This window comes from Pseudomonas sp. Ors-4-3C (genome assembly GCF_055755035.1).
In genome coordinates this window covers 5,622,449-5,648,852 of the sequence record NZ_CM146900.1, presented here as the reverse complement: position 1 = coordinate 5,648,852, position 26,404 = coordinate 5,622,449, and the positions used below count along the sequence as shown (strand labels likewise).

General features: G+C 60.7%; 28 protein-coding genes. 18 read left to right on the top strand and 10 right to left on the bottom strand.

The genetic code is table 11. The annotated features are described in order from the left end of the window. Positions 1-102: 102 nt before the first annotated feature. Both trpA and trpB read right to left on the bottom strand, forming a co-directional pair. On the bottom strand, positions 103-915 hold the full coding sequence (gene trpA / locus ACVHNU_RS25645; protein ID WP_400509262.1) for a tryptophan synthase subunit alpha: 813 nt from the start codon (positions 913-915) through the stop codon (positions 103-105). Continuing rightward, positions 915-2,147, bottom strand: coding sequence for a tryptophan synthase subunit beta (gene trpB / locus ACVHNU_RS25640; RefSeq protein ID WP_103483941.1), 1,233 nt, complete (start codon positions 2,145-2,147; stop codon positions 915-917). The genes trpA and trpB overlap by 1 nt, the downstream gene beginning before the upstream one ends. Before the next feature lie 114 nt (positions 2,148-2,261). Here trpB and ACVHNU_RS25635 point away from each other — a divergent pair, with 114 nt between their 5' ends. Next, positions 2,262-3,179: a LysR family transcriptional regulator gene (locus tag ACVHNU_RS25635; protein ID WP_473018536.1), complete on the top strand. Its 918-nt coding sequence runs from the start codon at positions 2,262-2,264 to the stop codon at positions 3,177-3,179. Here the strand turns inward: ACVHNU_RS25635 and ACVHNU_RS25630 are convergent. Beyond that, on the bottom strand, positions 3,152-3,478 hold the full coding sequence (locus tag ACVHNU_RS25630) for an ElaB/YgaM/YqjD family protein (protein ID WP_003220391.1): 327 nt from the start codon (positions 3,476-3,478) through the stop codon (positions 3,152-3,154). The genes ACVHNU_RS25635 and ACVHNU_RS25630 overlap by 28 nt on opposite strands. A gap of 157 nt (positions 3,479-3,635) precedes the next feature. Here ACVHNU_RS25630 and ACVHNU_RS25625 point away from each other — a divergent pair, with 157 nt between their 5' ends. Then, the gene (locus tag ACVHNU_RS25625) at positions 3,636-3,851 is read left to right on the top strand and encodes a dodecin (protein ID WP_003220389.1); all 216 of its coding nucleotides are present in this window, start codon (positions 3,636-3,638) and stop codon (positions 3,849-3,851) included. A gap of 124 nt (positions 3,852-3,975) precedes the next feature. After that, a complete protein-coding gene (locus ACVHNU_RS25620; protein ID WP_003220387.1) occupies positions 3,976-4,206 on the top strand; it encodes a DUF1161 domain-containing protein in 231 nt (76 codons plus the stop codon). A 171-nt stretch (positions 4,207-4,377) separates the two neighbouring features. Here the strand turns inward: ACVHNU_RS25620 and ACVHNU_RS25615 are convergent, their stop codons facing one another. After that, positions 4,378-5,379: an LLM class flavin-dependent oxidoreductase gene (locus ACVHNU_RS25615; protein ID WP_473018535.1), complete on the bottom strand. Its 1,002-nt coding sequence runs from the start codon at positions 5,377-5,379 to the stop codon at positions 4,378-4,380. Between the two features lie 240 nt (positions 5,380-5,619). Between ACVHNU_RS25615 and ACVHNU_RS25610 the strand changes: the two genes are divergently transcribed. Next, a complete protein-coding gene (locus tag ACVHNU_RS25610) occupies positions 5,620-6,051 on the top strand; it encodes an OsmC family protein (protein ID WP_007962818.1) in 432 nt (143 codons plus the stop codon). 213 nt (positions 6,052-6,264) lie between these two features. Further along, positions 6,265-6,504, top strand: coding sequence for a DUF1161 domain-containing protein (locus ACVHNU_RS25605; protein WP_201136122.1), 240 nt, complete (start codon positions 6,265-6,267; stop codon positions 6,502-6,504). A gap of 6 nt (positions 6,505-6,510) precedes the next feature. Here ACVHNU_RS25605 and ACVHNU_RS25600 read toward each other — a convergent pair whose 3' ends face one another. After that, a complete protein-coding gene (locus ACVHNU_RS25600) occupies positions 6,511-6,930 on the bottom strand; it encodes a PA0061/PA0062 family lipoprotein (RefSeq protein WP_003220381.1) in 420 nt (139 codons plus the stop codon). Between the two features lie 40 nt (positions 6,931-6,970). Next, complete coding sequence (locus ACVHNU_RS25595) at positions 6,971-7,393, bottom strand: PA0061/PA0062 family lipoprotein (RefSeq protein WP_473018534.1); 423 nt, start codon at positions 7,391-7,393, stop codon at positions 6,971-6,973. Positions 7,394-7,451: 58 nt separating this feature from the next. Between ACVHNU_RS25595 and ACVHNU_RS25590 the strand changes: the two genes are divergently transcribed. Continuing rightward, the gene (locus ACVHNU_RS25590; RefSeq protein WP_262143513.1) at positions 7,452-8,528 is read left to right on the top strand and encodes an aminopeptidase; all 1,077 of its coding nucleotides are present in this window, start codon (positions 7,452-7,454) and stop codon (positions 8,526-8,528) included. A 100-nt stretch (positions 8,529-8,628) separates the two neighbouring features. Here the strand turns inward: ACVHNU_RS25590 and ACVHNU_RS25585 are convergent, their stop codons facing one another. Both ACVHNU_RS25585 and ACVHNU_RS25580 read right to left on the bottom strand, forming a co-directional pair. Further along, positions 8,629-9,279, bottom strand: a complete 651-nt coding sequence (locus ACVHNU_RS25585) for an HAD family hydrolase (RefSeq protein ID WP_473018533.1) — start codon at positions 9,277-9,279, stop codon at positions 8,629-8,631. Positions 9,280-9,307: 28 nt separating this feature from the next. Further along, the gene (locus ACVHNU_RS25580; RefSeq protein WP_103519928.1) at positions 9,308-9,853 is read right to left on the bottom strand and encodes a gamma carbonic anhydrase family protein; all 546 of its coding nucleotides are present in this window, start codon (positions 9,851-9,853) and stop codon (positions 9,308-9,310) included. Positions 9,854-9,915: 62 nt separating this feature from the next. Between ACVHNU_RS25580 and prlC the strand changes: the two genes are divergently transcribed. Then, a complete protein-coding gene (gene prlC, locus ACVHNU_RS25575; protein WP_473018532.1) occupies positions 9,916-11,994 on the top strand; it encodes an oligopeptidase A in 2,079 nt (692 codons plus the stop codon). Beyond that, complete coding sequence (locus ACVHNU_RS25570; protein ID WP_003220371.1) at positions 11,991-12,275, top strand: YheV family putative zinc ribbon protein; 285 nt, start codon at positions 11,991-11,993, stop codon at positions 12,273-12,275. The genes prlC and ACVHNU_RS25570 overlap by 4 nt, the downstream gene beginning before the upstream one ends. A gap of 45 nt (positions 12,276-12,320) precedes the next feature. Here ACVHNU_RS25570 and ACVHNU_RS25565 read toward each other — a convergent pair whose 3' ends face one another. Beyond that, positions 12,321-12,965 carry a dual specificity protein phosphatase family protein gene (locus tag ACVHNU_RS25565; protein ID WP_045122239.1) on the bottom strand — a complete coding sequence of 215 codons (645 nt, stop codon included), beginning with the start codon at positions 12,963-12,965 and terminating at the stop codon, positions 12,321-12,323. Positions 12,966-13,272: 307 nt separating this feature from the next. Here ACVHNU_RS25565 and ACVHNU_RS25560 point away from each other — a divergent pair, with 307 nt between their 5' ends. The 6 genes from ACVHNU_RS25560 (at position 13,273) to ACVHNU_RS25535 (ending at position 20,843) form a co-directional block, all read left to right on the top strand. Beyond that, positions 13,273-14,019, top strand: a complete 747-nt coding sequence (locus ACVHNU_RS25560) for a gluconate 2-dehydrogenase subunit 3 family protein (RefSeq protein ID WP_103519929.1) — start codon at positions 13,273-13,275, stop codon at positions 14,017-14,019. 2 nt (positions 14,020-14,021) lie between these two features. After that, positions 14,022-15,806 carry a GMC family oxidoreductase gene (locus ACVHNU_RS25555; protein WP_103483950.1) on the top strand — a complete coding sequence of 595 codons (1,785 nt, stop codon included), beginning with the start codon at positions 14,022-14,024 and terminating at the stop codon, positions 15,804-15,806. Positions 15,807-15,818: 12 nt separating this feature from the next. Next, entirely contained in the window at positions 15,819-17,123 is a 1,305-nt protein-coding gene (locus tag ACVHNU_RS25550; RefSeq protein WP_473018531.1) for a c-type cytochrome, read from the top strand. A gap of 74 nt (positions 17,124-17,197) precedes the next feature. Beyond that, the gene (locus ACVHNU_RS25545; protein WP_473018530.1) at positions 17,198-18,256 is read left to right on the top strand and encodes a PA0069 family radical SAM protein; all 1,059 of its coding nucleotides are present in this window, start codon (positions 17,198-17,200) and stop codon (positions 18,254-18,256) included. Positions 18,257-18,494: 238 nt separating this feature from the next. Next, positions 18,495-19,226: a carbonic anhydrase gene (locus ACVHNU_RS25540; RefSeq protein WP_098966495.1), complete on the top strand. Its 732-nt coding sequence runs from the start codon at positions 18,495-18,497 to the stop codon at positions 19,224-19,226. 90 nt (positions 19,227-19,316) lie between these two features. Then, positions 19,317-20,843, top strand: a complete 1,527-nt coding sequence (locus tag ACVHNU_RS25535) for a SulP family inorganic anion transporter (RefSeq protein WP_003220357.1) — start codon at positions 19,317-19,319, stop codon at positions 20,841-20,843. A 138-nt stretch (positions 20,844-20,981) separates the two neighbouring features. On the opposite strand, the gene ACVHNU_RS25530 is transcribed toward ACVHNU_RS25535, so the two are convergent. Continuing rightward, the gene (locus ACVHNU_RS25530) at positions 20,982-21,614 is read right to left on the bottom strand and encodes a hypothetical protein (RefSeq protein ID WP_262143509.1); all 633 of its coding nucleotides are present in this window, start codon (positions 21,612-21,614) and stop codon (positions 20,982-20,984) included. Between the two features lie 369 nt (positions 21,615-21,983). On the opposite strand from ACVHNU_RS25530, the gene coxB reads away from it, so the two are divergent. The 4 genes from coxB to ACVHNU_RS25510 all read left to right on the top strand — a co-directional run bounded on the left by coxB (position 21,984) and on the right by ACVHNU_RS25510 (position 26,400). Then, positions 21,984-23,111 carry a cytochrome c oxidase subunit II gene (gene coxB, locus ACVHNU_RS25525; RefSeq protein ID WP_003220352.1) on the top strand — a complete coding sequence of 376 codons (1,128 nt, stop codon included), beginning with the start codon at positions 21,984-21,986 and terminating at the stop codon, positions 23,109-23,111. Between the two features lie 82 nt (positions 23,112-23,193). Continuing rightward, a complete protein-coding gene (gene ctaD / locus ACVHNU_RS25520) occupies positions 23,194-24,780 on the top strand; it encodes a cytochrome c oxidase subunit I (RefSeq protein ID WP_103483955.1) in 1,587 nt (528 codons plus the stop codon). Between the two features lie 155 nt (positions 24,781-24,935). Beyond that, the gene (locus tag ACVHNU_RS25515; protein WP_003220348.1) at positions 24,936-25,487 is read left to right on the top strand and encodes a cytochrome c oxidase assembly protein; all 552 of its coding nucleotides are present in this window, start codon (positions 24,936-24,938) and stop codon (positions 25,485-25,487) included. Between the two features lie 25 nt (positions 25,488-25,512). Further along, positions 25,513-26,400, top strand: a complete 888-nt coding sequence (locus tag ACVHNU_RS25510; protein ID WP_103483956.1) for a cytochrome c oxidase subunit 3 — start codon at positions 25,513-25,515, stop codon at positions 26,398-26,400. The last annotated feature ends 4 nt before the right edge of the window (positions 26,401-26,404 follow it).

The following is a 26,404-nucleotide window of genomic DNA, read 5'->3' as shown; positions in this document are numbered from 1 at the left end:
CCAACAGCAAAAAGGGATTCAGAACGTGGTTCTGAATCCCTCGGTCTTGCTCATTAGGTTGCGCAGCGAGACGCTAATTCCTCTGTATCAGGAACTTTACTTTCAGCTGACGCGGGCCTGACGCACGCCTTCGGACAGCGCCTTGCACAGACCCAGCACACCATCGACAGCCTGGGCCGGCGTGGTCGCATTGGCGATATGGTCGATCAGTGCCGAACCCACCACCACACCGTCGGCCAAACGAGCGATGGACGCCGCCTGCTCCGGAGTCCGGATGCCGAAACCGATGCTGATCGGCAGGTCAGTGTGTCGACGCAGACGAGTCACCGCTTCCTCGACGTGTTCCAGGGTTGCCGCACCGGCACCGGTCACACCGGCCACCGACACGTAGTAAACAAACCCGGAACTGCCGTTGAGCACCTTCGGCAGACGCGCATCGTCGGTGGTCGGCGTGGTCAGGCGGATGAAGTCCAGGCCCGCAGCCTGCGCCGGATCGCACAGTTCATTGTTGTGCTCTGGCGGCATGTCGACCACGATCAGACCGTCGACGCCAGCGTCTTTGGCGTCAGCGATGAAACGCCCAACGCCATACATGTGGATCGGGTTGAAGTAGCCCATCAGCACCAGCGGCGTGTCGCTGTTGCCGTCGCGGAATTCGCGAACCATTTGCAGGGTTTTCGCCAGATTCTGCTTGGCACCCAACGCACGGATGTTGGCCAGTTGAATCGCCGGGCCGTCGGCCATCGGGTCAGTGAACGGCATGCCCAGCTCGATCACGTCGGCGCCAGCGCCCGGCAGACCTTTGAGGATCGCCAGCGAAGTGTCGTAGTCCGGATCACCGGCGGTGACGAAGGTCACCAGCGCGGCGCGATTCTGTTCTTTGAGATCGGCAAAACGGGTTTGCAGGCGGCTCATCAGTGTTTCTCCTGCTTCGACTGTTCCATGTGATGCATGACGGTCTGCATGTCTTTGTCGCCACGGCCGGACAGGTTGACCACCATCAGGTGATCCTTCGGCAGTTTTGGCGCGCGTTTGAATACTTCAGCCAACGCATGAGCGCTTTCCAGCGCCGGGATGATGCCTTCGAGGCGGCAGCACTGGTGGAACGCGGCGAGGGCTTCGTCGTCGGTCACCGAGGTGTACTGGACGCGGCCGATATCATGCAACCAGGCGTGCTCGGGGCCGATGCCCGGGTAGTCGAGGCCGGCGGAAATCGAGTGGGCGTCGATGATCTGGCCATCGTCGTCTTGCAGCAGGAACGTGCGGTTGCCGTGCAGCACACCCGGTACGCCGCCGTTGAGGCTGGCCGCGTGCTTGCCGGTTTCGATGCCGTAACCGGCCGCTTCGACGCCGATGATTTCGACGCTCTGATCATCGAGGAACGGGTGGAACAGGCCCATGGCGTTGGAACCGCCGCCGATGCACGCCACCAGGCTGTCCGGCAGACGACCTTCCTGAGCTTGCAGCTGCTCGCGGGTTTCCTTGCCGATCACCGCCTGGAAGTCGCGCACCATGGCTGGATACGGGTGCGGGCCGGCCACGGTGCCGATCAGGTAGAAGGTGCTGTCGACGTTGGTCACCCAGTCACGCAGCGCTTCGTTCATCGCGTCTTTCAGTGTGCCGGTGCCGGCCACTACCGGGATCACTTCGGCGCCCAGCAGCTTCATGCGGAACACGTTGGCCTGCTGACGCTCGATGTCAGTGGTGCCCATGTAGATCACGCAGTCCAGACCGAAACGTGCGGCCACGGTGGCCGTCGCCACGCCGTGCATGCCGGCGCCGGTCTCGGCGATGATGCGTTTCTTGCCCATGCGCCGCGCCAGCAGAATCTGGCCGATGCAGTTGTTGATCTTGTGCGCGCCGGTGTGGTTCAGCTCTTCGCGTTTGAGGTAGATCTTCGCGCCGCCGCAGAACTCGGTCAGGCGCTCGGCGAAGTACAGCGGGCTCGGACGTCCGACGTAGTCACGCTGGAAATAGGCCAGTTCTTCTTTGAATGCCGGATCTTCCTTGGCCGTTTCGTATTCACGGGCCAGATCGAGGATCAACGGCATCAGGGTTTCCGCCACGTAGCGGCCGCCGAACGCGCCGAACAGGCCGTTATCGTCCGGGCCGCTACGCAGGTTGGAGGTGTTCGAAGTCTGGGTCATGATGTGCTCCAGGTGAATTCGGGTAAGAAGACAATGGCGTCCACTCTACCCCTGACCTTCCAGGCTGAAAACCGATAAGATCGCCGCAACCTGTCAGGAAAACTCACAGATACCATGAGCCACGACCTTCCCCCGCTGAACGCCTTGCGCGCGTTCGAAGCCACCGCCCGACTGAACAGCGTCAGTCAGGCGGCCGAACAGCTGCACGTCACCCACGGCGCGGTTAGCCGTCAGCTCAAGGTGCTCGAAGAGCATCTGGGCGTGAGCCTGTTCGTCAAGGATGGTCGCGGCTTGAAACTCACAGATGCCGGAGTGCGTCTGCGGGACGCCAGCGGTGAGGCCTTTGATCGCTTGCGCAGCGTCTGCTCCGAGCTGACGCAGAGCACCGCTGATGCGCCGTTCGTACTCGGCTGCTCCGGCAGTCTGTTGGCGCGCTGGTTTATTCCACGCCTGGGACGACTCAACGCGGACTTGCCGGACTTGCGTCTGCATCTGTCGGCCGGTGAAGGCGATCTCGACCCGCGGCGCCCGGGACTCGATGCCTTGCTGCTGTTCGCCGAGCCGCCATGGCCGGCCGACATGCAGGTGTACGAGTTGGCGGCGGAACGCATCGGGCCGGTGATGAGCCCGCTGTTCAGCGGTTATCAGCGCCTGCAAACCGCGCCAGCATCAGCCTTGCTCAGCGAACCGCTGCTGCACACCACATCGCGCCCGCAAGCCTGGCCGAGCTGGGCACAGCAAAATCACCTCGACGCCAAGGCGTTGAAGTTAGGGCAAGGTTTTGAGCATTTGTATTATCTGCTGGAGGCCGCAGTGGCCGGACTCGGCGTGGCAATCGCGCCAGAGCCGCTGGTGGCCGAGGACTTGAAGGCCGGTCGCCTGGTTGCGCCGTGGGGCTTTTGCGAAACCCCGGCGCAACTGGCGTTGTGGCTACCCAATCGCGCCGCAGACGGGCGCGCCCGGCAACTGGCGCAGTGGCTCAAGAATGAGCTGCGCCAGTCGGATCACTCGCCGCGCTTGAACAGCAAGTAAGCGGCCAGCAGACCGATTGCACCGACTGCCACACCGGCGGTGGTCCAAGGATGTTCCTGAGCGTAATCGCGGGTGGCGATGCCGGTCTCGCGGGTTTTCACTTTTACTTCTTCGTAAGCATCGCTGAGCAGGCTGCGCGAATGTTTCAGCGCGCTTTCAGCGTTGCTCTTGAGCGCCTTGAGGGTCTTGCGCGACTCGTCCGAAGCGTCGTCTTTCAGGCTTTCCAACGATTTGAGCAGACTCTCGATCTCGGCTTCCATGCTTTGCAACGAGGCTTTACGTAAAGAGGTGTTGGCCATGGTGGCTCTCCTGCATTGGTGATGAGTGGCGTGTGTTGTTTGGGACTTCAGCGGTTTGAGAAAGTGCAGAAAATCTGAACTTCACTTGCATCGAGCCGCCGAAATCATCAGTGCAGATTCACTGCTAGTCTCAAATCCACACATCCAGGAGATCGCCATGAGTGACCATCACACGTACAAGAAAGTCGAGCTGGTCGGCTCGTCCACCAGCAGCATCGAAGACGCCATCAACAACGCGCTGGCCGAAGCCAACAAGAGCATCAAGCATCTGGAATGGTTTGAAGTGGTCGATACCCGTGGCCACATCAAGGACGGCAAGGCTGCGCATTTCCAGGTAACACTCAAAGTCGGCTTCCGCATTGCCAGCAGCTGAGTTTGGGCTACGCTTCTGAACTTGCGCGCTGGCCGAGTGCCATAGGAATGGCAAAGCGCTACAAGGTGAGCGCATCGGCACCGCCGGTGCCCGCCTCTTTTAATCCGACCAGGGAGTGCGACCGATGAAGAAGTTCATATTGGCAGTAGGTTTGTTGAGCCTTGCGGGTGGCGCGTTTGCTGCTGGCAAGTCGTGTGATCAGTTGGAGAAGGAAATCAAGGACAAGCTGGAAGCCAAAGGCGTACATGGTTACGCGCTGCAGATTGTCGACAAGGGAAGTAATAAGGGCGCTGACGGCAAAACCGTAGGAAGCTGCGACGGTGGCAAAAAAGAAATCGTCTACAAACGCCATTGATCTCACTGAAAATGCAAAAGCCGACGCAAATGCGTCGGCTTTTTTGTGTACAACACATTCCCAATGTGGGAGCGGGCTTGCTCGCGAGAGCGTTATGTCAGCCGACATCCAAGGTGTCTGACACTCCGTCTTCGCGAGCAAGCCCGCTCCCACAAGGGCGGTATTCCAGAGTCAACCCTTCATGACTTGAGCCAGCAGTTCGTAGGAGTGCAGGCGATCGGCATGCTCATACAGGTCGCAGGTGAAAATCAGCTCATCAGCCTGCGTCTGCTCGACCAGTACCTCCAGCTTCGCGCGGATTTTCTGCGGGCTGCCGACCATCGCCAGGCCAAGGAAATCGCCCACCGCTTCACGCTCATGGGGCAGCCACAGGCCATCCATGCTCTTCACCGGCGGGCGCTGCACCAGACTTTGCCCACGCATCAACGCGAGAATGCGCTGGTACACCGAGGTCGCCAGGTAGTCGGCCTGCTCATCGGTATCCGCCGCCACCAGCGGCACACCGAGCATCACATAAGGCTTGTCGAGTACCGCTGACGGCTTGAAGTGGTTGCGATAGACGCGAATCGCCTCGTGCATGAAACGCGGGGCGAAGTGCGAGGCGAAGGCGTAGGGCAAACCGCGCTCACCGGCCAGTTGCGCGCTGAACAGGCTGGAACCGAGCAACCAGATCGGCACGTTGGTGCCGGTGCCGGGCATGGCGATCACCCGTTGATCCGGAGTGCGCGGGCCGAGGAAGCGCGCCAGTTCGGCGACGTCTTCCGGGAAATCATCGGCACTGCCGGAGCGTTCGCGGCGCAGGGCGCGGGCAGTCATCTGGTCGGAGCCCGGCGCGCGGCCCAGACCCAGATCGATGCGTCCCGGATACAGGCTTTCGAGGGTGCCGAACTGCTCGGCGATCACCAGCGGCGCGTGGTTGGGCAGCATCACCCCGCCGGAGCCGACACGAATTGTCGAGGTGCCGCCGGCCAGATAACCCAGCAGCACCGAGGTGGCGGAGCTGGCGATGCCATCCATGTTGTGGTGTTCGGCGACCCAGAAGCGCGTATAGCCGAATCTCTCGACATGCTGCGCCAGATCCAGCGAATTGCGCAGCGATTGCGCCGGGCTGCCGTTCTCGCGCACGGGCACCAGATCGAGGGTGGAAAACTTTACATCGGACAGTTGCTTCATAAACCTGCGTCTCCGAGTGGTCTGCAGGTTTTTTCTTGCGAACGAAAACCTGCCGAATTCATAAGCGTGTTCTGTGCAATGAGGGCATATACCCGAGTTTCAATAGCTGAGGGAAAAATCCTACTAAAAAAGTCAACGATTCACTCGGGCTGAACTTTGTCCCGGCGTCTATCCTCAGAAGCCTTGCAAGCAAAAACCACGACGGCGCGGCGTTCCGCGCCAGATCTTGAGGAGGCAGACATGGCTATCGTGAAGAAAGCATCCGCGCATTGGGCAGGCGATCTGAAAACCGGCATCGGCTCGATCTCTACCGAGACTGGCGTGCTCAGAGAAGCGCCGTACGGCTTCAAGGCCCGCTTCGAAGGCGGCAAGGGCACCAACCCGGAAGAACTGATCGGCGCGGCGCATGCCGGCTGTTTTTCCATGGCGTTCTCGATGATTCTCGGTGATGCGGGCCTGAAGGCCGAGAGCATCGACACCCAGGCTGAAGTCACCTTGGATCAGGTCGAAGGTGGCTTTGCCATCACCGCGATCAAGTTGATCCTCAAGGCGAAAATCCCGGGCGCTACTCAGGCGCAGTTTGAAGAGCTGAGCAACAAGGCCAAGGAAGGATGCCCGGTGTCCAAGGTGTTGAATGCGAAGATTACCCTTGAGGCTTCGCTGGTCAGCTGAGTCAGCGCTGACTGACCTATTCGCGAGCAAGCCCGCTCCCACCTTTGAAATGCATTCCAATGTGGGAGCGGGCTTGATCGCGAAGGCGATCTGAATAGCACCACAGTCTCTGAAGATGTGAGCGAAGTCAGAACCCGCGCTGCAAAAATATGGTCGAATAAGTGACAGCAGGTTCAGCGCACGCCCGTGCGCGCTGCCCCAGGGAGCTTCAAAATGAAACGTATTGGCTTGGCGATCCTCTGCAGTGCACTGGCCACCTCGGTTCTCGCCGCACCCAAAGACTGCGAAGAACTCAAGAAAGAAATCGAAATCAAGATCCAGGCGAATGCCGTGCCCTCCTACACACTGGAAATCGTCAGCAAGGAAGAGGCCGACAAACATGACGCGGCGATGGTCGTTGGCAAATGCGATTACGGCAGAAAAGCAATCATCTATCAGAAAAACAGCAACTGACTCATCTCAGCTGAGGCAGTCCATGTCGTGATCCTCGGCAACGATCTCACGCTTGGCGTTGTACAACCGTGCGCTTGGTGTGAAGCCGAGTGAACGGCCCTCCAGCATGTAACGCTGCCCGGCCTCGAAATGGTCGTAGCGGATGTACAGATAGCACAGTCGCTCGACAGGGCCGGTCATCAGACTGCCGCCGCCGCCAAACACTTCGAAGTCGTAACGCACCCGCAGCTCATGGCTGCCGGGGGTGACCTGGAAGAAACGCCCGTCGCTCAGGCGTTGATTGTCCAGGCGCTCGGCCATGAGCAATTTGCCGCCCGGGGTCGGCGTCGAGAAATCGACCCAGGCCATTTGTGGATCGACCGGTGGCAATGGGGTCTGGCAGCCGGCGATAACGCCAAACGCGAGCAACAGCATCAACTTGCGCATGATGGATGTCTCAGGATTCAGACCTTAAGCATAGCCCCGATCAAGTGCGCTGACAGCCTGCCGGTGTGCCTTGGCCGACCACATTGTGTTGCTCGTCATAGAGCCTGGCCCATGGCCGGAAACCGATGCTGCCAGCTTGCAGCTGATAACGCTGACCGGCGTTGAAGTCCTTGAATTTCACATTCAACTGGCAGTCGCGCCACAGCGGTTCGGCATCGGGGCCGATGTTGGTGGCTTCGACCGGGAATTGATAGCGCACCTGCAATTGGTGGCTGCCGGGCTCAACCTCAAAATAACGTTTGTCGACGGTCACCTTGTCATCGACTTTCAGCGCTTGCAGCGCGGTGTCCTGTTGCCGGGCATCGAGATCGATCCAGGCTTGCGAGGGGTCAGGATCGGGCATTCCGAATCCGGCACAACCGGCCAGCGTCAGCAGGCCTCCTGTCAGCATCAACATGCGCATAGCGAAGCTCCAAATGGCGGGATAGTCTTGCGGGCAGACTTTCCAAAGGATTTTTATTTTGAGCAGGCCGCTTCCAAGCCATGGGTTACTTGATCGCGTTTTTCGGATTTTGTTTCCGGGTGTGATGCTTTTGTTGCTCAACGGTTGTTCCAGCGTCAGCTATTACAGCCAGTTGGCTGGCGGCCAGTTGCAGTTGCTGCGGGCGCGTGAGCCGGTGGCGGAGGTGATTGCCGACCCGAGCCGCGACGCAACATTGCGCGCGCACCTGGTCCAGTCGCAAAAGGCCCGAGTCTTCGCCAGCGAGCACTTGCACCTGCCGGACAACCAGAGCTATCGGCTGTACGCTGACATCGGCCGGCCCTATGTGGTGTGGAACGTGTTCGCCACTCCGGAGTTTTCCCTGACGCCCCAGAGCCATTGCTTCCCGATTGCCGGGTGCGTGGCCTACCGTGGGTATTACAGTCAGAGCGCGGCCCGTGGCGAGGCGGCGATCCAGCGCCTGCAGGGCATGGACGTGTCGATTGGCGGCGTCGAGGCCTACTCGACGCTCGGCTGGTTCAATGACCCGATTCTCAATTCGATGATGGGCTGGGGCGACGAACGCGTGGCCACGCTGATCTTTCACGAACTGGCGCACCAGCGCTTCTACGTGAAAGACGACACCGAGTTCAACGAGTCTTACGCCACCTTCGTCGAACAGGAAGGTACCCGCCAGTGGCGCGCGTTTCGCGGCTTGCCGCCGGAGAACAGCTCGTTGATCACCCAGCGCGACCAGTTCACCGTACTGGTGCTCGAGACCCGTTCACGTCTGGAGAAGCTCTATACGCAGCCGCTGCCAGCCGAACAGATGCGAGCCCGCAAAGCGGCGGAGTTCGAGCGGTTTCGCCAGAATTACCGGGTGATGCGCGACAGCCAGTGGGGCGGCGACAAGCGTTATGACACTTGGGTCAATGCGCCGTTGAATAATGCGCGGTTGTTGCCGTTCGGGCTGTATGACCAGTGGGTGCCGGCGTTTGCGGCGTTGTTCAGGCAGGTCGGGGGGGATTGGCTGCGGTTTTATGCTGAGGTCGAGAGGTTGGGTGAGCTGCCGGTGGCTGAGCGTAAGGCGGCACTTAGAGCGCTGGCCGAATCCTGATTGCGCATTGGCTGAACCGGCCCCTTCGCGAGCAAGCCCGCTCCCACAGTTGAAATGCATTCACTCTGTGGGAGCGGGCTTGCTCGCGAAGACTGACTGATCAGCGCCGCAAAAACGCCTGATGCAGCTCTGCCAGCGTTTCAAAGTGATAAGCCGGCGCCTCGGCACTCAACTCTTCAAAGCTGCCAAACCCATACCCCACCGCCGCCGCATCCACGCCGTTGCTGCGCGCGCCGATCAGGTCATGTTTGCGGTCGCCGATCATCAGCGTATTGGCCGGATCCAGCCCTTCTTCGGCGATCAGGTGCGCAATCAGCTCGACCTTGTTGGTTCGCGTGCCATCCAGCTCACTGCCGTAGATCACCTTGAAGTGCCGCGCGAAGTCGAAGTGCCGGGCGATTTCCCGGGCGAACTCCCAAGGTTTGGAGGTCGCGATATACAGCTGTCGCCCTTGCCCGCTCAGGGTTTCCAGCAGCGGCGTGACGCCATCGAACACACGGTTTTCGTACAGGCCGGTGACCTTGAAGCGCTCGCGGTAGAAATTCACCGCTTGCCAGGCCTTGGCCTCGTCGAAGCCATAGAACTGCATGAACGCCTGCAACAGCGGCGGGCCGATGAAGTGTTCGAGCCTGGTCAGGTCCGGCTCGTCGATGCCGAGTTTGCTTAAGGCAAACTGGATGGAACGGGTGATGCCTTCACGCGGGTCGGTCAGGGTGCCATCGAGGTCGAACAGTACGGTCTGGTAATGCATGAGAAATCCTGAGCAGGTGTAAGTCGTTTCAGAGCTGGTCGTAGCCTTCGGCCAGATGCAGGTCCTTGAGCTTCACGTAGTTCGCCGCGCTGTAGGTGAAGAAGGCTTGCTCCTTGTCGGTCAGCGGGCGGATCTGCTTCACCGGGCTGCCCACGTAGAGGAAGCCACTTTGCAGGCGCTTGCCCGGCGGCACCAGGCTGCCGGCGCCGATGATCACGTCATCTTCGACCACCGCGCCATCCATGACGATGCTGCCCATGCCAATCAACACGCGACTGCCGACGCTGCAGCCATGCAGCATGACCTTGTGGGCGATGGTCACGTCATCGCCGATCAGCAGCGGGAAACCATCCGGGTTGAACGGGCCGGCGTGGGTGATGTGCAGCACGCAACCGTCCTGCACACTGGTGCGCGCACCGATGCGGATGCGGTGCATGTCGCCACGGATCACGGTCAGCGGCCACACGGAGCTGTCTTCGCCGATTTCGACGTCGCCGATCACCACCGCCGAGGCGTCGACAAACGCGCCTTTGCCGAGTTGCGGGGTGTGATTCTGGTACTTGCGAACGGGCACGATAAGTTCTCTCTCTGTCGCCGATAGCTGCGGTGAGTGTCGATTGTAATTAAGATGGGCGCATGTTTCTTCCAGCCAAGGTGCCAACCGTGAGCGTGAACAACCCTCTTCTGCAGTCCTACGACCTGCCGCCGTTCTCCACGATCCGTGCCGAACACGTGCTGCCAGCCATCGAAACGATCCTGGCCGACAACCGCGCCGCCATCGCCGAAATTCTCAAGACCCAAGGCCAGAACCCGACGTGGGCCGGTCTGGTATTGGCGATGGACGAACTCAACGATCGCCTCGGCGCTGCCTGGAGCCCGGTCAGCCACCTCAACGCCGTGTGCAACAGCGCTGAACTGCGCGAAGCCTACGAGTCGTGCCTGCCAGCCCTGAGCGCCTACTCCACCGAGATGGGCCAGAACCGCGAACTGTTCCAGGCTTATGAAGCGCTGGCCAACAGCCCGGAAGCCGCCGGTTTCGATGTGGCGCAAAAAACCATTCTGGAACACGCCCTGCGCGATTTCCGTCTGTCGGGTATCGACCTGCCGGAAGCCGAACAGAAGCGTTACGCCGAAGTGCAGAGCAAACTGTCCGAGCTGGGCAGCCGCTTCTCCAACCAGTTGCTCGACGCCACGCAAGCCTGGACCAAGCACATCACCGACGAAGCCGCCCTCGCCGGCCTGACCGATTCGGCCAAGGCGCAAATGGCCGCCGCCGCGCAGGCCAAAGGCCTCGACGGCTGGCTGATCACCCTGGAATTCCCGAGCTACTACGCGGTGATGACCTACGCCCAGGACCGTGCGCTGCGTGAAGAAGTCTACGCCGCCTACTGCACCCGTGCGTCGGATCAAGGCCCGAACGCCGGTCAGAACGACAACGGCCCGGTGATGGAAGAGATCCTCGACCTGCGTCAGGAGCTGGCCAAGCTGTTGGGCTTCGCCAGTTTCGCCGAGCTGAGCCTGGCGACCAAAATGGCCGAGTCCAGCGATCAGGTGCTGAGCTTCCTGCGCGACCTGGCCAAGCGCAGCAAGCCGTTCGCTGCGCAGGATCTGCAGCAGCTGCGCGCCTACGCCGCCGAACAGGGCTGCGCTGATCTGCAAAGCTGGGACAGCGGTTTCTACGGGGAAAAACTCCGCGAGCAACGCTACAGCGTCGCTCAGGAAACCCTACGCGCCTACTTCCCGATCGATAAAGTCCTCGGCGGTCTGTTTGCCATCGTCCAGCGCCTGTACGGCATCGAAATCGCTGAACTGAAAGGCTTCGATACCTGGCACCCGGACGTGCGCCTGTTCGAAATCAAGGAAAACGGCCAGCACGTCGGCCGCTTCTTCTTCGACCTGTATGCCCGCGCCAACAAGCGCGGCGGTGCGTGGATGGACGGCGCCCGCGACCGTCGCCGCACCGTCGACGGCGTGCTGCAAAGCCCGGTGGCCAACCTGGTGTGCAACTTCACCCCGGCCGACAGCGGCAAGCCTGCGCTGCTGACCCACGATGAAGTGACCACCCTGTTCCATGAATTCGGCCATGGCCTGCATCACCTGCTGACCCGTGTCGATCACGCCGGTGTCTCAGGGATCAACGGCGTAGCGTGGGATGCGGTCGAGCTGCCAAGCCAGTTCATGGAAAACTGGTGCTGGGAGCCGGAAGGCCTGGCGCTGATCTCCGGTCACTACGAAACCGGCGAACCACTGCCGCAAGACCTGCTGGAAAAAATGCTCGCGGCGAAGAACTTCCAGTCCGGGTTGATGATGGTGCGGCAGCTGGAATTCTCACTGTTCGACTTCGAGCTGCACGCCACCCACGGTGACGGTCGCAGCGTGGCCCAGGTGCTGGAGGGCGTGCGCGACGAGGTGTCGGTGATGCGTCCACCGGCGTACAACCGCTTCCCCAACAGCTTCGCGCACATCTTCGCCGGCGGTTACGCGGCGGGTTACTACAGCTACAAGTGGGCAGAAGTGCTGTCAGCCGATGCCTTCTCCAAGTTCGAAGAAGACGGCGTGCTCAACGCCGAGACCGGTCGCGCCTTCCGCGAAGCGATTCTGGCGCGCGGCGGTTCGCAGGCGCCGATGGTGCTGTTCGTCGACTTCCGTGGCCGTGAGCCATCGATTGACGCACTCTTGCGCCATAGCGGCCTGAGTGAGGACGCAGCAGCATGAGTGAGGCACCTGTGATTACCAAGAAGCGCTTTATCGCCGGGGCTGTCTGCCCGGCGTGCAGCGAGCCGGACAAACTGATGATGTGGAACGAGGACAGCGTGCCACACCGCGAGTGCGTGGCCTGCGGTTACTCGGATACGCTGAACGAGCAAGGGTTGTCGGTTCCCAAGGAGTTGGGCACGCGGGTCAATACCAGCGCGCTCAAGCCGGCGGCGGACAAGACGGTCCAGGCCGTGCAGTTTTTCCCGAATCCGAAACTGAAGAAAAAGTCCGAAGACTGAGCCGGCGATTGACCCTCCACGGTGCAATGCCGTGGAGGGTGCGGTTTACTTGAGGTTGACCGACTGAAACCAGCTCTTCATCGAGCAGGTGGCAAAGGCACTGGTGCTGCAATCGCCGTTGGCCAGCGCGGTGCGCAGTTTGTCGACATCAGCCTGCATCACGTAGCGCACGCTATCTTTGAAGTGACCGCTTTCGCCAAAACCACCTTCGGTCATTTCGCGCAACGCGTCTTCCTTGCTCCAGCCCTGCACCACAATCCGGTACATCGCCGCCATCAGGCCGGTGCGGTCGGAACCATGCTTGCAATGCATCAGCACCGGGCCATTGGTTTCGGCAGCCTGAATCGCGCGCAGGGTCTTGAGCACATCGCTGTCATCAACGTGGTTGGTGCGATATGGCAACTGCACCTGATTGATACCCGGCTCGGACAACCAATTGCTGTCAGCTTCCGGCAGGAAGTTGATCACCGTCACCACTTTCAGATTTTTCAACAACGGCACCACGCCGCCATCCGGCAAGGCACTGCGGTAGAGCGTGGGCGACATCTGAAACAGGTTGTATTGCACTTCCACCGGCTGCGCCCACTCCGGCGGGCGCGACGGCGCAGAGGCGTCAGCCTGGGCCGGCATCAAATGCAGCAGGGCAACAAGCGACAAACACAAAGCAGGAAAAAGGCGCACTCGAGACATGCTGGGCTGACCGTATCGGGATTCATCAATGAAAGGTCCAGTAGTTTCCAGGGATGAGGGTCAAAGCCCTGTGAGGCACTTGTCAAAGAATCGTGAATCCGCACGATTTCATTGAGCACTTCAGTAAAAAACTGTGGGTTTTTCCGCTGAATCGGTTCATCCCGATGTGTAGCCTGCTACCATTTGTCACACGATGTTGCAGGCGTCCCCCTTTTCCCGGTCAACCACCGGGCCACGCCGCGACGAAAAAATGCTTAAGCCGTTCGCAGAAACGGACAACCATCAATGCCTGATGAGGTGCACCCCCATGTCTGATGCAGATCGAGACAACCCCCGGCGTGAGTTTCTGCGCAAATCCCTGACCCTGATTCCCGTGGTCACCCTCGCCGGTACCGGTCTGGGCAGCAGCGTGTTGCAAGCTGCGCCTGAGGCTACCCCGGCGGCGCCAGCAGCCACACCGGCCAAGGCGGACGCCAGTGCTTATCAGCCGAGCTATTTCACCGCCGAGGAATGGGCCTTCATCAACGCCGCCGTGGCGCAATTGATCCCCAACGACGAGCAAGGCCCGGGCGCCCTGGAAGCCGGCGTGCCGGAATACATCGACCGCCAGATGAACACCCCGTACGCCGCCGGTGCCCTGTGGTACATGCAAGGCCCGTTCAACGCCGACGCCGCGCCGGAGATGGGCTGGCAGAGCAAACTGGTGCCAAAAGAGATCTATCGCCTGGGCATCGCCGCGACGGATCAGTGGGCAAAATCGCTCAACGGTAAAACATTTGCCGAGCAAGACAGCGCTACCCGAGACGATCTGCTCAAGCAACTTGAAGCCGGAAAACCGCAGTTCGATGCGGTTCCCGCGAAGATTTTCTTCAGCCTGCTGCTGCAAAACACCAAGGAAGGGTTCTTCTGCGACCCGATCCACGGTGGCAATAAAGGCATGGTCGGCTGGACCATGATCGGCTTCCCCGGCGCCCGCGCCGATTTCATGGATTGGGTGGAACGCAACGAGCAATACCCCTTCCCGGCAGTTTCGATTCGCGGCGAGAGGGCTTGAGCATGGCAACGGTAATGAAGAAGGTCGACGCAGTGATCGTCGGTTTCGGCTGGACTGGCGCGATCATGGCCAAGGAGCTGACCGAAGCCGGGCTCAACGTGCTGGCGCTGGAGCGCGGGCCGATGCAGGACACCTATCCCGACGGCAACTATCCGCAGGTGATCGACGAACTCACCTACAGCGTGCGCAAAAAACTCTTTCAGGACATATCGAAAGAGACCGTCACCATCCGCCACAGCGTCAACGACATCGCCCTGCCGAACCGCCAGTTGGGTGCGTTCCTACCGGGCAATGGTGTCGGCGGTGCCGGTCTGCACTGGTCGGGCGTGCACTTTCGCGTCGATCCGATCGAACTGCGCATGCGCAGCCATTACGAAGAACGCTACGGCAAGAGTTTCATCCCCAAGGACATGACCATCCAGGACTTCGGCGTCAGCTATGAAGAGCTGGAGCCGTTCTTCGATTTCGCCGAAAAAGTCTTCGGCACCTCCGGCCAGGCCTGGACTGTAAAAGGCCAACTGGTCGGTCAGGGCAAGGGCGGTAACCCGTACGCACCGGATCGCTCCAATCCGTTCCCGCTGGAAGCGCAGAAGAACACCGTTTCCGCACAACTGTTCGGCAAAGCGGCGACAGAGGTCGGTTACAAACCCTACAACCTGCCTTCGGCGAATACTTCAGGCCCGTACACCAATCCCTACGGCGCGCAGATGGGTCCGTGCAACTTCTGCGGATTCTGCAGCGGTTACGTTTGCTACATGTATTCCAAGGCTTCGCCGAATGTGAACATTCTGCCGGCGCTGCGTCCGCTGCCGAATTTCGAGCTGCGGCCCAACGCCCATGTGCTGCGGGTCAACCTCGACAGCACCAAGTCCAAAGCCACCGGCGTGACTTACATCGACGGCCAGGGCCGCGAGATCGAGCAACCGGCGGATCTGGTGATCCTCGGCGCTTTCCAGCTGCACAACGTGCGCCTGATGCTGCTCTCGGGCATCGGCAAACCGTACGACCCGATCAGCGGCGAAGGCGTGGTCGGGCGTAACTTCGCCTACCAGAACATGGCGACCATCAAGGCGTTCTTCGACAAGGATACCCACACCAACAACTTCATCGGCGCCGGCGGCAACGGCGTGGCGCTGGACGATTTCAACGCCGACAACTTCGACCACGGTCCGCATGGCTTCGTCGGCGGCTCACCGATGTGGGTCAACCAGGCGGGCAGCCGTCCGATTGCCGGCACCTCGAACCCGCCCGGCACCCCGGCCTGGGGCAGCCAGTGGAAGCGCGCGACCGCCGATTACTACACCCACCAGGTGTCGATGGACGCCCACGGCGCGCATCAGTCCTACCGTGGCAACTACCTCGATCTGGATCCGGTGTACCGCGACGCCTACGGTTTGCCGCTGCTGCGCATGACCTTCGACTGGCAGGAAAACGACATCAAGATGAACCGCTTCATGGTCGAGAAAATGGGCAAGGTCGCCCAAGCCATGGGCCCGAAAGCCATCGCGGTGATCGGCAAGCAGGTCGGTGATCACTTCAACACCGCGGCCTACCAGACCACCCACCTCAACGGTGGCGCGATCATGGGCACCGATCCGAAGAAGAGTGCTCTGAACCGTTACTTGCAGAGCTGGGACGTGCACAACGTGTTCGTGCCGGGTGCTTCGGCATTCCCGCAGGGCCTGGGTTACAACCCGACCGGGCTGGTGGCGGCGTTGACCTACTGGTCGGCCAAGGCGATTCGCGAGCAATACCTGAAAAACCCCGGCCCGCTGGTTCAGGCTTAAGGAGCGATGACCATGAAAAATCTCGTTATCGCCACCCTGGCCCTGCTCGGCAGTGCTGCCGTGTACGCCGCCGACGTCGATCAAGCGTTGATCAAACAAGGCGAATACCTCGCCCGCGCGGGTGACTGCGTGGCCTGCCACACCGCCAAGGGCGGCAAACCGTTCGCCGGCGGCCTGCCGATGGAAACGCCGATCGGCACGATCTACTCGACCAACATCACCCCGGACAAAACCGGTGTCGGTGATTACAGCTTCGAGGATTTCGATAAAGCGGTGCGCCACGGCGTCGCCAAAAACGGCAGCACGTTGTACCCGGCAATGCCGTATCCGTCCTACGCCCGGGTCAGCGAAACCGACATGCAGGCGCTTTACGCCTACTTCATGCACGGCGTCGAACCGGTGGCCCAGGAGAACAAGGCCAGCGACATTCCATGGCCGCTGAGCATGCGCTGGCCGCTGATGGGCTGGCGCTGGCTGTTCGCGCCGAAGGTCGAGGACTATAAGGCCACCTCGGATGATCCGGTGATTGATCGCGGCGCCTATCTGGTCGAAGGCCTCGGCCATTGCGGCGCCTGCCACACGCCACGGGCCCTGACCATGCAGGAAAAATCCCTGAGCGCCACCGACGGCAAAAACTTCCTCGCCGGCAGTGCGCCGCTGGAAGGCTGGATCGCCAAGAGTTTGCGCGGTGATCACAAGGATGGCCTGGGCAGCTGGAGCGAAGCGCAACTGGTGCAATTCCTCAAAACCGGGCGCAGCGACCGCAGTGCAGTGTTCGGCGGCATGAGCGATGTGGTCACCCACAGCATGCAATACATGACCGATGCCGACCTGACGGCGATTGCTCGTTACCTCAAGTCGCTGCCGGCAGTTGATCCAAACGATCAGCCGCACCAGTACGACGAGAAAGCGGCCAAAGCCCTGTGGAACGGCGACGACAGCCAGCGCGGCGCGGCGGTGTACATCGACAACTGCGCGGCCTGCCACCGTACCGACGGCCATGGTTACACCCGGGTGTTCCCGGCACTGGCGGGCAATCCGGTGCTGCAATCGGAGGATCCGACCTCACTGATCCACATCGTGCTCAAGGGCGGCACCCTGCCGGCCACACACACCGCGCCATCGACCTTCACCATGCCGGCGTACGCCTGGCGGTTGTCGGATCAGGAAGTGGCGGATGTGGTGAGTTTCATTCGTGGCAGCTGGGGCAACAAAGGGGCACCGGTCAAGGCCAGTGATGTGGCCGCGCTGCGCAAGGATGATATGCAGACCACGTCCGCTGATGACCTCGGTCAGGTGACGCAACACAACAACTGAGCAATCGCCCGACGGCACTAGTCAGATGTGCTACGCCCCGATACTGTGTGCATATACAGTATCGGGGCGTTTTCATGTCTACTCCATTGCCACCTCGCGGTCGCGGCACCGCGACCAACCCGCACAACCGCTTTGCGCCGAATCGCTCGGTGGTCGAGGACGACGGCTGGTACCAGGAAGTGCCCGAGACGCAGAACACCGAGGTGATGATCGAGACCGCGAAAACCATCATCACCCGCAACACCTCGCCTGACCTGCCGTTCGACCGCTCGATCAATCCCTACCGCGGCTGCGAGCACGGTTGCATCTATTGCTATGCGCGACCGAGCCACGCCTATTGGGACATGTCGCCGGGGCTGGATTTCGAAACCCGACTGATCGCCAAGACCAACGCCGCGCGGGTGCTGGAGGAACAGCTTGGGAAAAAAGGCTATCAATGCGCGCCGATCAATCTGGGTTCCAACACCGATCCGTATCAGCCCATCGAACGCGAGCACAAGATCACCCGGCAGACCCTCGAAGTGCTGCTGCGTTACCGGCATCCGGTGACCATTGTCACCAAGGGTTCGCTGATCCTGCGCGACCTCGACCTGCTTACAGAACTGGCGCAGCAACGGCTGGTGGCAGTAATGATCAGCCTGACCACGCTGGACGACGAACTCAAACGCATCCTCGAACCCCGTGCCGCCGCGCCCAAAGCCCGCTTACGAGCGATCCGGGTGATGCGCGAGGCGGGGATTCCCGTGGGGGTGCTGTGTTCGCCAATGATTCCGATGATCAACGACAGCGAAATCGAAAGCCTGCTGGCCGAAGCCCACGCCGCTGGCGCGCAAAGCGCCGCCTACATGATGTTGCGCCTGCCGCTGGAGGTGGCGCCGCTGTTCGAGGAATGGCTGCAGGCGCACTATCCGCAGCGGGCCGCCCATGTGCTGAGCCTGATCCGCCAGAGTCGTGGCGGCGAGCTCTATGACAGCCGTTACGGCGCGAGGATGCGCGGCGAGGGGCCGTTTGCCGACCTGCTGGCGCAGCGTTTCGCCAAAGCCATTAAACGTCTCGGTTTGAACCACCGTGAAGCCTACAACCTCGATTGCACTGCCTTCTGTCCGCCGGGTCGCCAGATGTCATTGATTTAGCGACAATTAGCCTACGGTTGATGGGTTGGAATCCTTCCGTCGAAACACGCCAGTCACGTTTTTTGTGATCTGGAACACACGTTCTAGAGCGCTTGATTCAGTTTGAGTTAAGTTTCGGCGGCTACCTTGTTCATCGAGTGACTGACGGGTCGGGATGGCCCGGATGTTTTAAACAGCCACTGGCTTCGTACCGGAATACACGGGAACGACTCCCCGAATCCGCCAAAGAGGATGAATCATGAGTGATAAGGATAAACAGCCGTTGGCTGCGTCGGCGCAAGCCGTCCCTGGGGCGGAATCCGCCGATGCAGCGCTGCGAACGATCGTTGACGGCTTTTTGCATTTTCATCATGAGGTCTTCCCCCAGCAGGAAGAACTCTTCAAGAAACTCGCCACGGCGCAATCGCCACGGGCAATGTTCATCACCTGTGCCGACTCGCGCATCGTGCCCGAGCTGATCACCCAGAGCTCCCCCGGGGATCTGTTCGTGACCCGTAACGTCGGCAACGTCGTGCCGCCTTACGGCCAGATGAACGGCGGCGTTTCCACCGCCATCGAATACGCGGTGCTGGCACTGGGCGTGCAGCACATCATCATCTGCGGCCATTCCGATTGCGGCGCCATGCGTGCGGTACTCAACCCGGACAGCCTGGAAAAAATGCCGACGGTCAAAGCCTGGTTGCGCCACGCCGAAGTGGCAAAAACCATGGTGCACGAAAACTGTAACTGCACCGACGAAAAAGAAAGCATGCCGATCCTCACCGAGGAGAACGTCATCGCCCAACTGCAGCACTTGCGTACCCATCCTTCGGTAGCCTCACGCATGGCGAACGGTCAACTGTTCATCCATGGCTGGGTCTACAACATCGAAACCAGCGAAATCAAAGCTTACGACGCGGATCAGGGACGCTTCCTGCCGCTCGACGGCAGCCATCCGATTCCGGTGGCGACACCCAAAGCGCGCTTCTAAATCTTCCTAAAAATCTGTGTGGTTTGACGCCGGCCGCTGTTTCAGCGGCCCGGCCTCGCCATGCCTGAAGAAAACTTCGGGAGAGTCACCATGCGTGCTGCTCAATTGAAAGCGGTTCTGCCACGGGAGCTGCTGGCTTCGGTGGTGGTGTTTCTGGTCGCGCTGCCGCTGTGCATGGGCATTGCGATTGCGTCAGGGTTGCCGCCAGCCAAAGGCCTGATCACCGGGATCATCGGTGGCCTGGTGGTCGGTTGGCTGGCGGGTTCGCCGTTGCAGGTCAGCGGGCCGGCGGCGGGTCTGGCAGTGCTGGTATTCGAGCTGGTGCGCCAGCACGGGATCGAGATGCTCGGGCCGATTCTGTTGCTCGCCGGGTTCCTGCAACTGGTGGCCGGGCGTTTGAAGCTCGGGTGCTGGTTTCGGGTCACGGCACCAGCGGTGGTCTACGGCATGCTCGCCGGGATCGGCGTGCTGATCGTTCTGTCGCAGGTGCATGTGATGCTCGATGCCAAGCCGCAACCCTCCGGGCTGGATAACCTCACGGCCTTCCCCGGCGCGGTGGCGCAGGCCTTGCCGTCGTTCGGCTGGCAGGCCGGGTTGCTCGGGCTGGCGACCATTGCGGTGATGTGGCTGTGGGAGAAGTTTCGCCCGCATTCGCTGCGCTTCATTCCCGGTGCGCTGCTCGGTGTCGGTCTGGCCACGGGTGCCAGCCTGCTGCTGGCGCTGCAGGTCAAACGCGTCGAGGTGCCGGAGAATCTGGCCGAAGCCATCGACTGGCTGAAACCGGCGGACCTGCTCAGCCTTGCCGACCCGACGCTGCTGATCGCTGCGTTTGCCGTGGCGTTTATCGCCAGCGCCGAAACGCTGTTGTCCGCCGCCGCGGTGGATCGCATGCACAACGGCGTGCGCTCGGATTTCGACCGTGAACTGTCAGCGCAAGGTGTCGGCAACATGCTCTGCGGTCTGGTCGGTGCGCTGCCGATGACCGGGGTGATCGTGCGCAGTTCGGCCAACGTGCAGGCCGGCGCGACCACCCGTTACTCGACGATCTTCCATGGTCTGTGGCTGCTGGCATTCGTGCTGTTGCTGTCGAGCGTGCTGCAGAGCATTCCGGTGGCGAGTCTGGCGGGGGTGCTGGTGTACACCGGTTTCAAACTGGTGGACTTGAAAGCGTTTCGCGGCCTGGGCCGTTACGGGCGGATGCCGATGTTCACCTACGCCGCCACGGCGCTGGCGATCATCTTCACCGACCTGCTGACCGGTGTGTTGATCGGTTTCGGTTTGACCATGTTGAAACTGGCCTTCAAGGCTTCACGCCTGAAAATCAGCCTGATCGACCTGCCGCAGGACGGCGAGATGGAGTTGCGTCTGGTGGGCGCAGCGACATTCCTCAAGGTGCCGGCACTGACCCAAGTGCTGGGCAGCATTCCAGCGGGCACAACGGTGCATGTGCCGCTCAATAACCTGAGCTACATCGACCATTCGTGTCTGGAGTTACTGGAAGAGTGGGGCCGGGCGAATGCGGCGAAGGGGTCGAAGCTGTTGATCGAGTCGCGCGGGTTGAAGCGACGGCTTGAAGGTAGGGTTCGGACTAATACCGGGATCGGTGCGGCTGGTTAAATCCCCCGCTTGCAAAGAACCCCTGTGGGAGGGGGCTTGCTCCCGAAGGCGATGGATCAGTCGATATTGATATTGACTGACCCACCGCCTTCGGGAGCAAGCCCCCTCCCACAATTGGGATTTGTACCGGGCTTTGAATCAGGCAGCTGGCTGATCCAGCTCCAGGCCCACACCCAGGCGACGGCCCATGCACGGCCAGCGCTTCCACGCGGCACCGGTATCCGGGCTGATCAGTTTGTCGCGGTAGGCATCTACCGATTCCAGCGCAAAACTATCGTCGTCGAGCATCTTGTCGATGGCGTGATGCACCACTTCGTCCAGTTGATTGGCAAATTCCTCACCGAGCAATTGGTGAGCAATCAGATTGGCGACCGTCATGTCCAAGGGGATCAGTGGCTGGCCGAGGTGCTTGATGTACAGGTCGTTGACCTCTTCGACAAAGCGGTGCGCCAGATAGGCTTCGTCCAGCAGGCTGTCCAGGCCGACCGGCGGCTGGAGGAAGTACTGCTCGGCGATTTTCAGCACCGGTTTGATCTGCGACTCGATTCCCGCTTCCCTGGCAACTTCATTGGCTGCGTCCAGCATGTCTGGTACTTCGTCGATATAGGCGGTGACAAAGCTCGTCAACGCTTCTTCGCGGTTAGCGTCCGGCAACTGGATGGCCGAATGCAGATGAGGCAACTTGGCTTCCAGCTGACGCTTGAGGCGTCCGGTTTCATTTTCGGTTTGTCGGGCTTTTTGGATCTGCTCGCGCAATGCGGCGGTGTTCATGAAAACTCCAGGAAACAAGGCAATGAAATAGGGAAGACATAACTTAGCTGGCTTACGAAAAATGCTAAGACGCATTTGTCATAATTATTTCATCCTTGATACACCTGCGTTATATCGGTTTGCCACCACTCGTCTGCATCCTTCTCCATTCGTGCCCTTGAGCGCAAGTCCCGGCTGTTTCAGATCATTTACGCGATCGCGTTGCAATTCTCCGCCGCTGTCTATACTCGCCATTGAATGGAGTTAGCTGATGACGCCCGACTGCACCCGCAGCAAGGCCCGGCGATTCAAGTTCGTAGTCTGATGCAGCCGCTCCCTTGCCGCAGGCCGAAGCCGGCGGGATAACAAGAACGATAAGGGGAACCCGCAATGATGCGACATCCACACGTCTGGATGGGCCTCCTGTTGTGGTCGATTTTCAGCCCGGCCAATGCGGCCTGGACTGTGAATATGGCGCCTGGAGCGACTGAAATCAGTCACGCAGTATTCGACCTGCACATGACCATTTTCTGGATCTGTGTGGTGATCGGGATCATCGTCTTCGGCGCCATGTTCTGGTCGATGATCGTGCACCGCCGCTCGACCGGGCAGGTCGCCGCAAAATTCCACGAAAGTACCACCGTCGAGATCCTCTGGACCGTCGTGCCGTTCCTGATCCTGGTGGCGATGGCCGTGCCGGCGACCGCTACCCTGATCCGCATGTACGACACCAGTGAACCGGATATCGATATCCAGATCACCGGTTACCAGTGGAAGTGGCACTACAAATACCTCGGTCAGGACGTCGAGTTCTTCAGCAACCTGGCCACCCCCGCCGAACAGATCCACAACAAGGAAGCCAAGGGCGAGCACTACCTGCTCGAAGTCGACAAGCCGCTGGTGCTGCCGGTCGGCGCCAAGGTGCGCTTCCTCGTGACTTCCGCCGACGTCATTCACTCATGGTGGGTGCCGGCGTTCGCGGTCAAGCGCGATGCGATCCCCGGGTTCGTCAACGAAGCCTGGACCCGCATCGACAAGCCCGGCATCTACCGCGGGCAGTGCGCCGAATTGTGCGGCAAGGATCACGGCTTCATGCCGATCGTGGTCGACGTCAAAGAGAAGCCCGATTACGACAAATGGCTGGCCGACCGCAAAGCCGAAGCTGCGCAGCTCAAAGAGCTGACCAGCAAGGAATGGACCCTCGACGAACTCAAAGAGCGCGGCGACAAGATCTACCACACCACCTGCGTGGCCTGTCACCAGGCTGAGGGCCAGGGTCTGCCGCCGATGTTCCCGGCGCTCAAGGGCTCGCCGATTGCCACCGGGCCGAAAGCCGACCACCTGCACCGCGTGTACTTTGGCAAGCCCGGCACCGCCATGGCGGCGTTCGGCAAGCAGCTGTCGGAAGTCGATATCGCAGCGGTCGTGACCTACGAACGTAACGCCTGGGGCAACAACAAGGGCGACATGGTCACGCCAAAAGAAGTGCTGGAGCTCAAACAGGCGGAAAGCAAATGAGCCGGTCTATCGCGTACTTCGTGAACCGGCCGGGGCAACGCGCCCCGGCCAGCCCCGTCCACTCACGTAAAGGAGACCGGCCATGAGCGCTGTAATCGATGACCACGGTCATGCCGACCACGCCCACGGCCCCGCCAAAGGCCTGATGCGCTGGGTGCTGACCACCAACCACAAGGACATCGGTACGCTGTACCTGTGGTTTGCGTTCTGCATGTTCCTGCTCGGCGGCTCGTTCGCCATGGTGATCCGCGCCGAGCTGTTCCAGCCCGGGCTGCAGATCGTCGAGCCAGCATTCTTCAATCAGATGACCACCATGCACGGCCTGGTGATGGTGTTCGGGGCGGTGATGCCGGCGTTCGTCGGCCTCGCCAACTGGATGATTCCGTTGATGATCGGCGCGCCGGACATGGCCCTGCCACGGATGAACAACTTCAGCTTCTGGCTGCTGCCGGCGGCGTTTCTGCTGCTGGTCTCGACCCTGTTCATGCCCGGTGGCGGGCCGAACTTCGGCTGGACGTTCTACGCACCGCTGTCCACCACCTACGCGCCGGAAAGCGTCACCTACTTCATCTTCGCCATCCACCTGATGGGGATCAGTTCGATCATGGGCGCGATCAACGTGATCGCCACCATCCTCAACCTGCGCGCCCCCGGCATGACCCTGATGAAAATGCCGCTGTTCGTCTGGACCTGGCTGATCACCGCGTTTCTGCTGATCGCGGTGATGCCAGTGCTGGCCGGTTGCGTGACGATGATGCTGATGGACATCCACTTCGGCACCAGTTTCTTCAGCGCCGCCGGTGGCGGTGACCCGGTACTGTTCCAGCACGTGTTCTGGTTCTTCGGCCATCCCGAGGTGTACATCATGATCCTGCCGGCCTTCGGCGCTGTCAGCCAGATCATCCCGACCTTCTCGCGCAAGCCGCTGTTCGGCTACACCTCGATGGTCTACGCCACGGCGAGCATCGCGTTCCTGTCATTCATCGTCTGGGCGCACCACATGTTCGTGGTCGGCATCCCACTGGTGGGCGAGTTGTTCTTCATGTACGCGACCATGCTCATCGCCGTGCCGACCGGGGTGAAAGTGTTCAACTGGGCCAGCACCATGTGGCAAGGCTCGCTGACCTTCGAGACACCGATGCTGTTCGCCGTGGCGTTCGTGATCCTGTTCTCGATCGGCGGGTTCTCCGGGCTGATGCTGGCCATTGCTCCCGCGGACTTCCAGTACCAGGACACTTACTTCGTGGTCGCGCACTTCCACTACGTGCTGGTGCCGGGGGCGATCTTCGGGATCTTTGCCTCAGCCTATTACTGGCTGCCGAAGTGGACCGGGCACATGTACGACGAAACCCTCGGCAAGCTGCACTTCTGGCTGTCGTTCGTCGGCATGAACCTGACTTTCTTCCCGATGCACTTCGTCGGGCTGGCGGGGATGCCGCGACGGATTCCGGACTACAACCTGCAGTTCGCCGACTTCAACATGGTCTCGTCGATCGGCGCTTTCATGTTCGGAACCACACAGATCTTCTTCCTGTTCATCGTTATCAAGACCATCCGTGGCGGCGAACCGGCACCGGCCAAACCTTGGGATGGCGCCGAAGGCCTGGAGTGGAGCGTGCCGTCACCGGCGCCGTATCACACTTTCACCACGCCACCGGAAGTGAAATGAAACGCTTCTCTGCTGACACATCCCCTGTGGCGAGGGAGCTTGCTCCCGCTTGGGTGCGCAGCGCCCAGACAATCTTTGGGGCTGCTGCGCAACCCAGCGGGAGCAAGCTCCCTCGCCACAAAGGCTCACTCGCACCTTCGAGGGAGGCATGACTCATGGCTGACTCGATCTCGCTGAAAAAACTGGTCACCCGCCTGCTCGGCGTGGTGGTGGCAATGTTTGTCTTCGGTTTTGCCCTGGTGCCGATCTACGACGTGATGTGCAAGGCCTTCGGCATCAACGGCAAGACCGCCGGGCAGTACGAGGGTGAGCAGGTGGTGGATAACTCGCGGCAGGTGCGCGTGCAGTTTCTGTCGATGAACAACGCCGACATGCCGTGGGAGTTCTACCCCAAGGGTGAGGAACTGGTGACCCATCCCGGCGGCGTAAACGAGATGATCTTCGTCGCCCGCAACCCCACCGACAAACCGATGAGCGCCCAGGCCGTGCCGAGTATCGCACCCAGCGAAGCGGCGGCGTATTTCCACAAGACCGAATGCTTTTGCTTTACCCAGCAGGTGCTGCAGCCCGGTCAGCAGATCGAGATGCCGATGCGTTTCATCATTGACCGCGACATGCCCAAGGACGTGAAGCACCTGACGCTGTCCTACACGCTGTTCGATATCACCGCCCGTCATCCACCGGTGGCTGCAAACACTGGCGGTTAAGCGTGCCCGATAAGGAGAACAATAAATGGCAACTCATGAGCACTATTACGTTCCGGCCCAGAGCAAATGGCCGATCGTCGCCACCATCGGCATGGTCACCACCGTGTACGGCCTGGCGACCTGGTTCAACGATCTGAAGGCAGCGCGCCCCGAATCCCACGGCCCATACATCTTTTTCGTCGGCGGGCTGCTGCTGGCGTACATGCTGTTCGGCTGGTTCGGGGCGGTGATCAAGGAAAGTCGCGCCGGGCTGTACAGCCCGCAGCTCGACCGCTCGTTCCGCTGGGGCATGAGTTGGTTCATCTTCTCCGAGGTGATGTTCTTCGTCGCCTTCTTCGGCGCACTGTTCTACGTGCGGCACATTTCCGGCCCGGCGCTGGGTGGCGAAGGCCCGAAAGGCATCGCGCACATGCTCTGGCCGAACTTCCAGTTCACCTGGCCGCTGCTGCACACCCCGGACCCGAAACTGTTCCCGCCGCCCAAGGAAGTCATCAGCCCGTGGGGCCTGCCGCTGATCAACACGATCCTGCTGGTCAGCTCCAGCGTGACCATCACCATCGCCCACCACGCCTTGAAAAAAGGCCATCGCGGTGCGCTGAAAATCTGGCTGGCGATCACCGTGCTGCTGGGCTGCGGCTTCCTCGCGTTGCAGGCCGAGGAGTACATGCACGCCTATCACGAACTGGGTTTGACGCTGGGTTCGGGCATTTACGGCGCGACGTTCTTCATGCTCACCGGTTTCCACGGCGCCCACGTGACCATCGGCACGATCATTCTGTTCGTGATGCTGATGCGCATCATGAAGGGCCATTTCGATGCCGAGCATCAGTTCGGCTTCGAGGCGGCGAGCTGGTACTGGCACTTCGTCGATGTGGTGTGGATCGGCTTGTTCGTCTTCGTTTACGTACTCTGAGCGC

What these genes read in the sequence shown, in the direction of transcription:
- ACVHNU_RS25600 (WP_003220381.1), bottom strand. Translation starts at nt 6,930, where the DNA reads ATGCGCAAGTTGATGCTGTTGCTCGCGTTTGGCGTTATCGCCGGCTGC.
- ACVHNU_RS25605 (WP_201136122.1), top strand. Translation starts at nt 6,265, where the DNA reads ATGAAACGTATTGGCTTGGCGATCCTCTGCAGTGCACTGGCCACCTCG.
- ACVHNU_RS25625 (WP_003220389.1), top strand. Translation starts at nt 3,636, where the DNA reads ATGAGTGACCATCACACGTACAAGAAAGTCGAGCTGGTCGGCTCGTCC.
- ACVHNU_RS25585 (WP_473018533.1), bottom strand. Translation starts at nt 9,279, where the DNA reads ATGCATTACCAGACCGTACTGTTCGACCTCGATGGCACCCTGACCGAC.
- ACVHNU_RS25630 (WP_003220391.1), bottom strand. Translation starts at nt 3,478, where the DNA reads ATGGCCAACACCTCTTTACGTAAAGCCTCGTTGCAAAGCATGGAAGCC.
- trpB (WP_103483941.1), bottom strand. Translation starts at nt 2,147, where the DNA reads ATGACCCAGACTTCGAACACCTCCAACCTGCGTAGCGGCCCGGACGAT.
- ACVHNU_RS25530 (WP_262143509.1), bottom strand. Translation starts at nt 21,614, where the DNA reads ATGAACACCGCCGCATTGCGCGAGCAGATCCAAAAAGCCCGACAAACC.
- ACVHNU_RS25555 (WP_103483950.1), top strand. Translation starts at nt 14,022, where the DNA reads ATGGCAACGGTAATGAAGAAGGTCGACGCAGTGATCGTCGGTTTCGGC.
- ACVHNU_RS25610 (WP_007962818.1), top strand. Translation starts at nt 5,620, where the DNA reads ATGGCTATCGTGAAGAAAGCATCCGCGCATTGGGCAGGCGATCTGAAA.
- ctaD (WP_103483955.1), top strand. Translation starts at nt 23,194, where the DNA reads ATGAGCGCTGTAATCGATGACCACGGTCATGCCGACCACGCCCACGGC.
- ACVHNU_RS25510 (WP_103483956.1), top strand. Translation starts at nt 25,513, where the DNA reads ATGGCAACTCATGAGCACTATTACGTTCCGGCCCAGAGCAAATGGCCG.
- ACVHNU_RS25595 (WP_473018534.1), bottom strand. Translation starts at nt 7,393, where the DNA reads ATGCGCATGTTGATGCTGACAGGAGGCCTGCTGACGCTGGCCGGTTGT.
- trpA (WP_400509262.1), bottom strand. Translation starts at nt 915, where the DNA reads ATGAGCCGCCTGCAAACCCGTTTTGCCGATCTCAAAGAACAGAATCGC.
- ACVHNU_RS25550 (WP_473018531.1), top strand. Translation starts at nt 15,819, where the DNA reads ATGAAAAATCTCGTTATCGCCACCCTGGCCCTGCTCGGCAGTGCTGCC.
- ACVHNU_RS25570 (WP_003220371.1), top strand. Translation starts at nt 11,991, where the DNA reads ATGAGTGAGGCACCTGTGATTACCAAGAAGCGCTTTATCGCCGGGGCT.
- coxB (WP_003220352.1), top strand. Translation starts at nt 21,984, where the DNA reads ATGATGCGACATCCACACGTCTGGATGGGCCTCCTGTTGTGGTCGATT.
- ACVHNU_RS25515 (WP_003220348.1), top strand. Translation starts at nt 24,936, where the DNA reads ATGGCTGACTCGATCTCGCTGAAAAAACTGGTCACCCGCCTGCTCGGC.
- ACVHNU_RS25620 (WP_003220387.1), top strand. Translation starts at nt 3,976, where the DNA reads ATGAAGAAGTTCATATTGGCAGTAGGTTTGTTGAGCCTTGCGGGTGGC.
- ACVHNU_RS25560 (WP_103519929.1), top strand. Translation starts at nt 13,273, where the DNA reads ATGTCTGATGCAGATCGAGACAACCCCCGGCGTGAGTTTCTGCGCAAA.
- ACVHNU_RS25565 (WP_045122239.1), bottom strand. Translation starts at nt 12,965, where the DNA reads ATGTCTCGAGTGCGCCTTTTTCCTGCTTTGTGTTTGTCGCTTGTTGCC.
- prlC (WP_473018532.1), top strand. Translation starts at nt 9,916, where the DNA reads ATGTTTCTTCCAGCCAAGGTGCCAACCGTGAGCGTGAACAACCCTCTT.
- ACVHNU_RS25635 (WP_473018536.1), top strand. Translation starts at nt 2,262, where the DNA reads ATGAGCCACGACCTTCCCCCGCTGAACGCCTTGCGCGCGTTCGAAGCC.
- ACVHNU_RS25540 (WP_098966495.1), top strand. Translation starts at nt 18,495, where the DNA reads ATGAGTGATAAGGATAAACAGCCGTTGGCTGCGTCGGCGCAAGCCGTC.
- ACVHNU_RS25615 (WP_473018535.1), bottom strand. Translation starts at nt 5,379, where the DNA reads ATGAAGCAACTGTCCGATGTAAAGTTTTCCACCCTCGATCTGGTGCCC.
- ACVHNU_RS25535 (WP_003220357.1), top strand. Translation starts at nt 19,317, where the DNA reads ATGCGTGCTGCTCAATTGAAAGCGGTTCTGCCACGGGAGCTGCTGGCT.
- ACVHNU_RS25545 (WP_473018530.1), top strand. Translation starts at nt 17,198, where the DNA reads ATGTCTACTCCATTGCCACCTCGCGGTCGCGGCACCGCGACCAACCCG.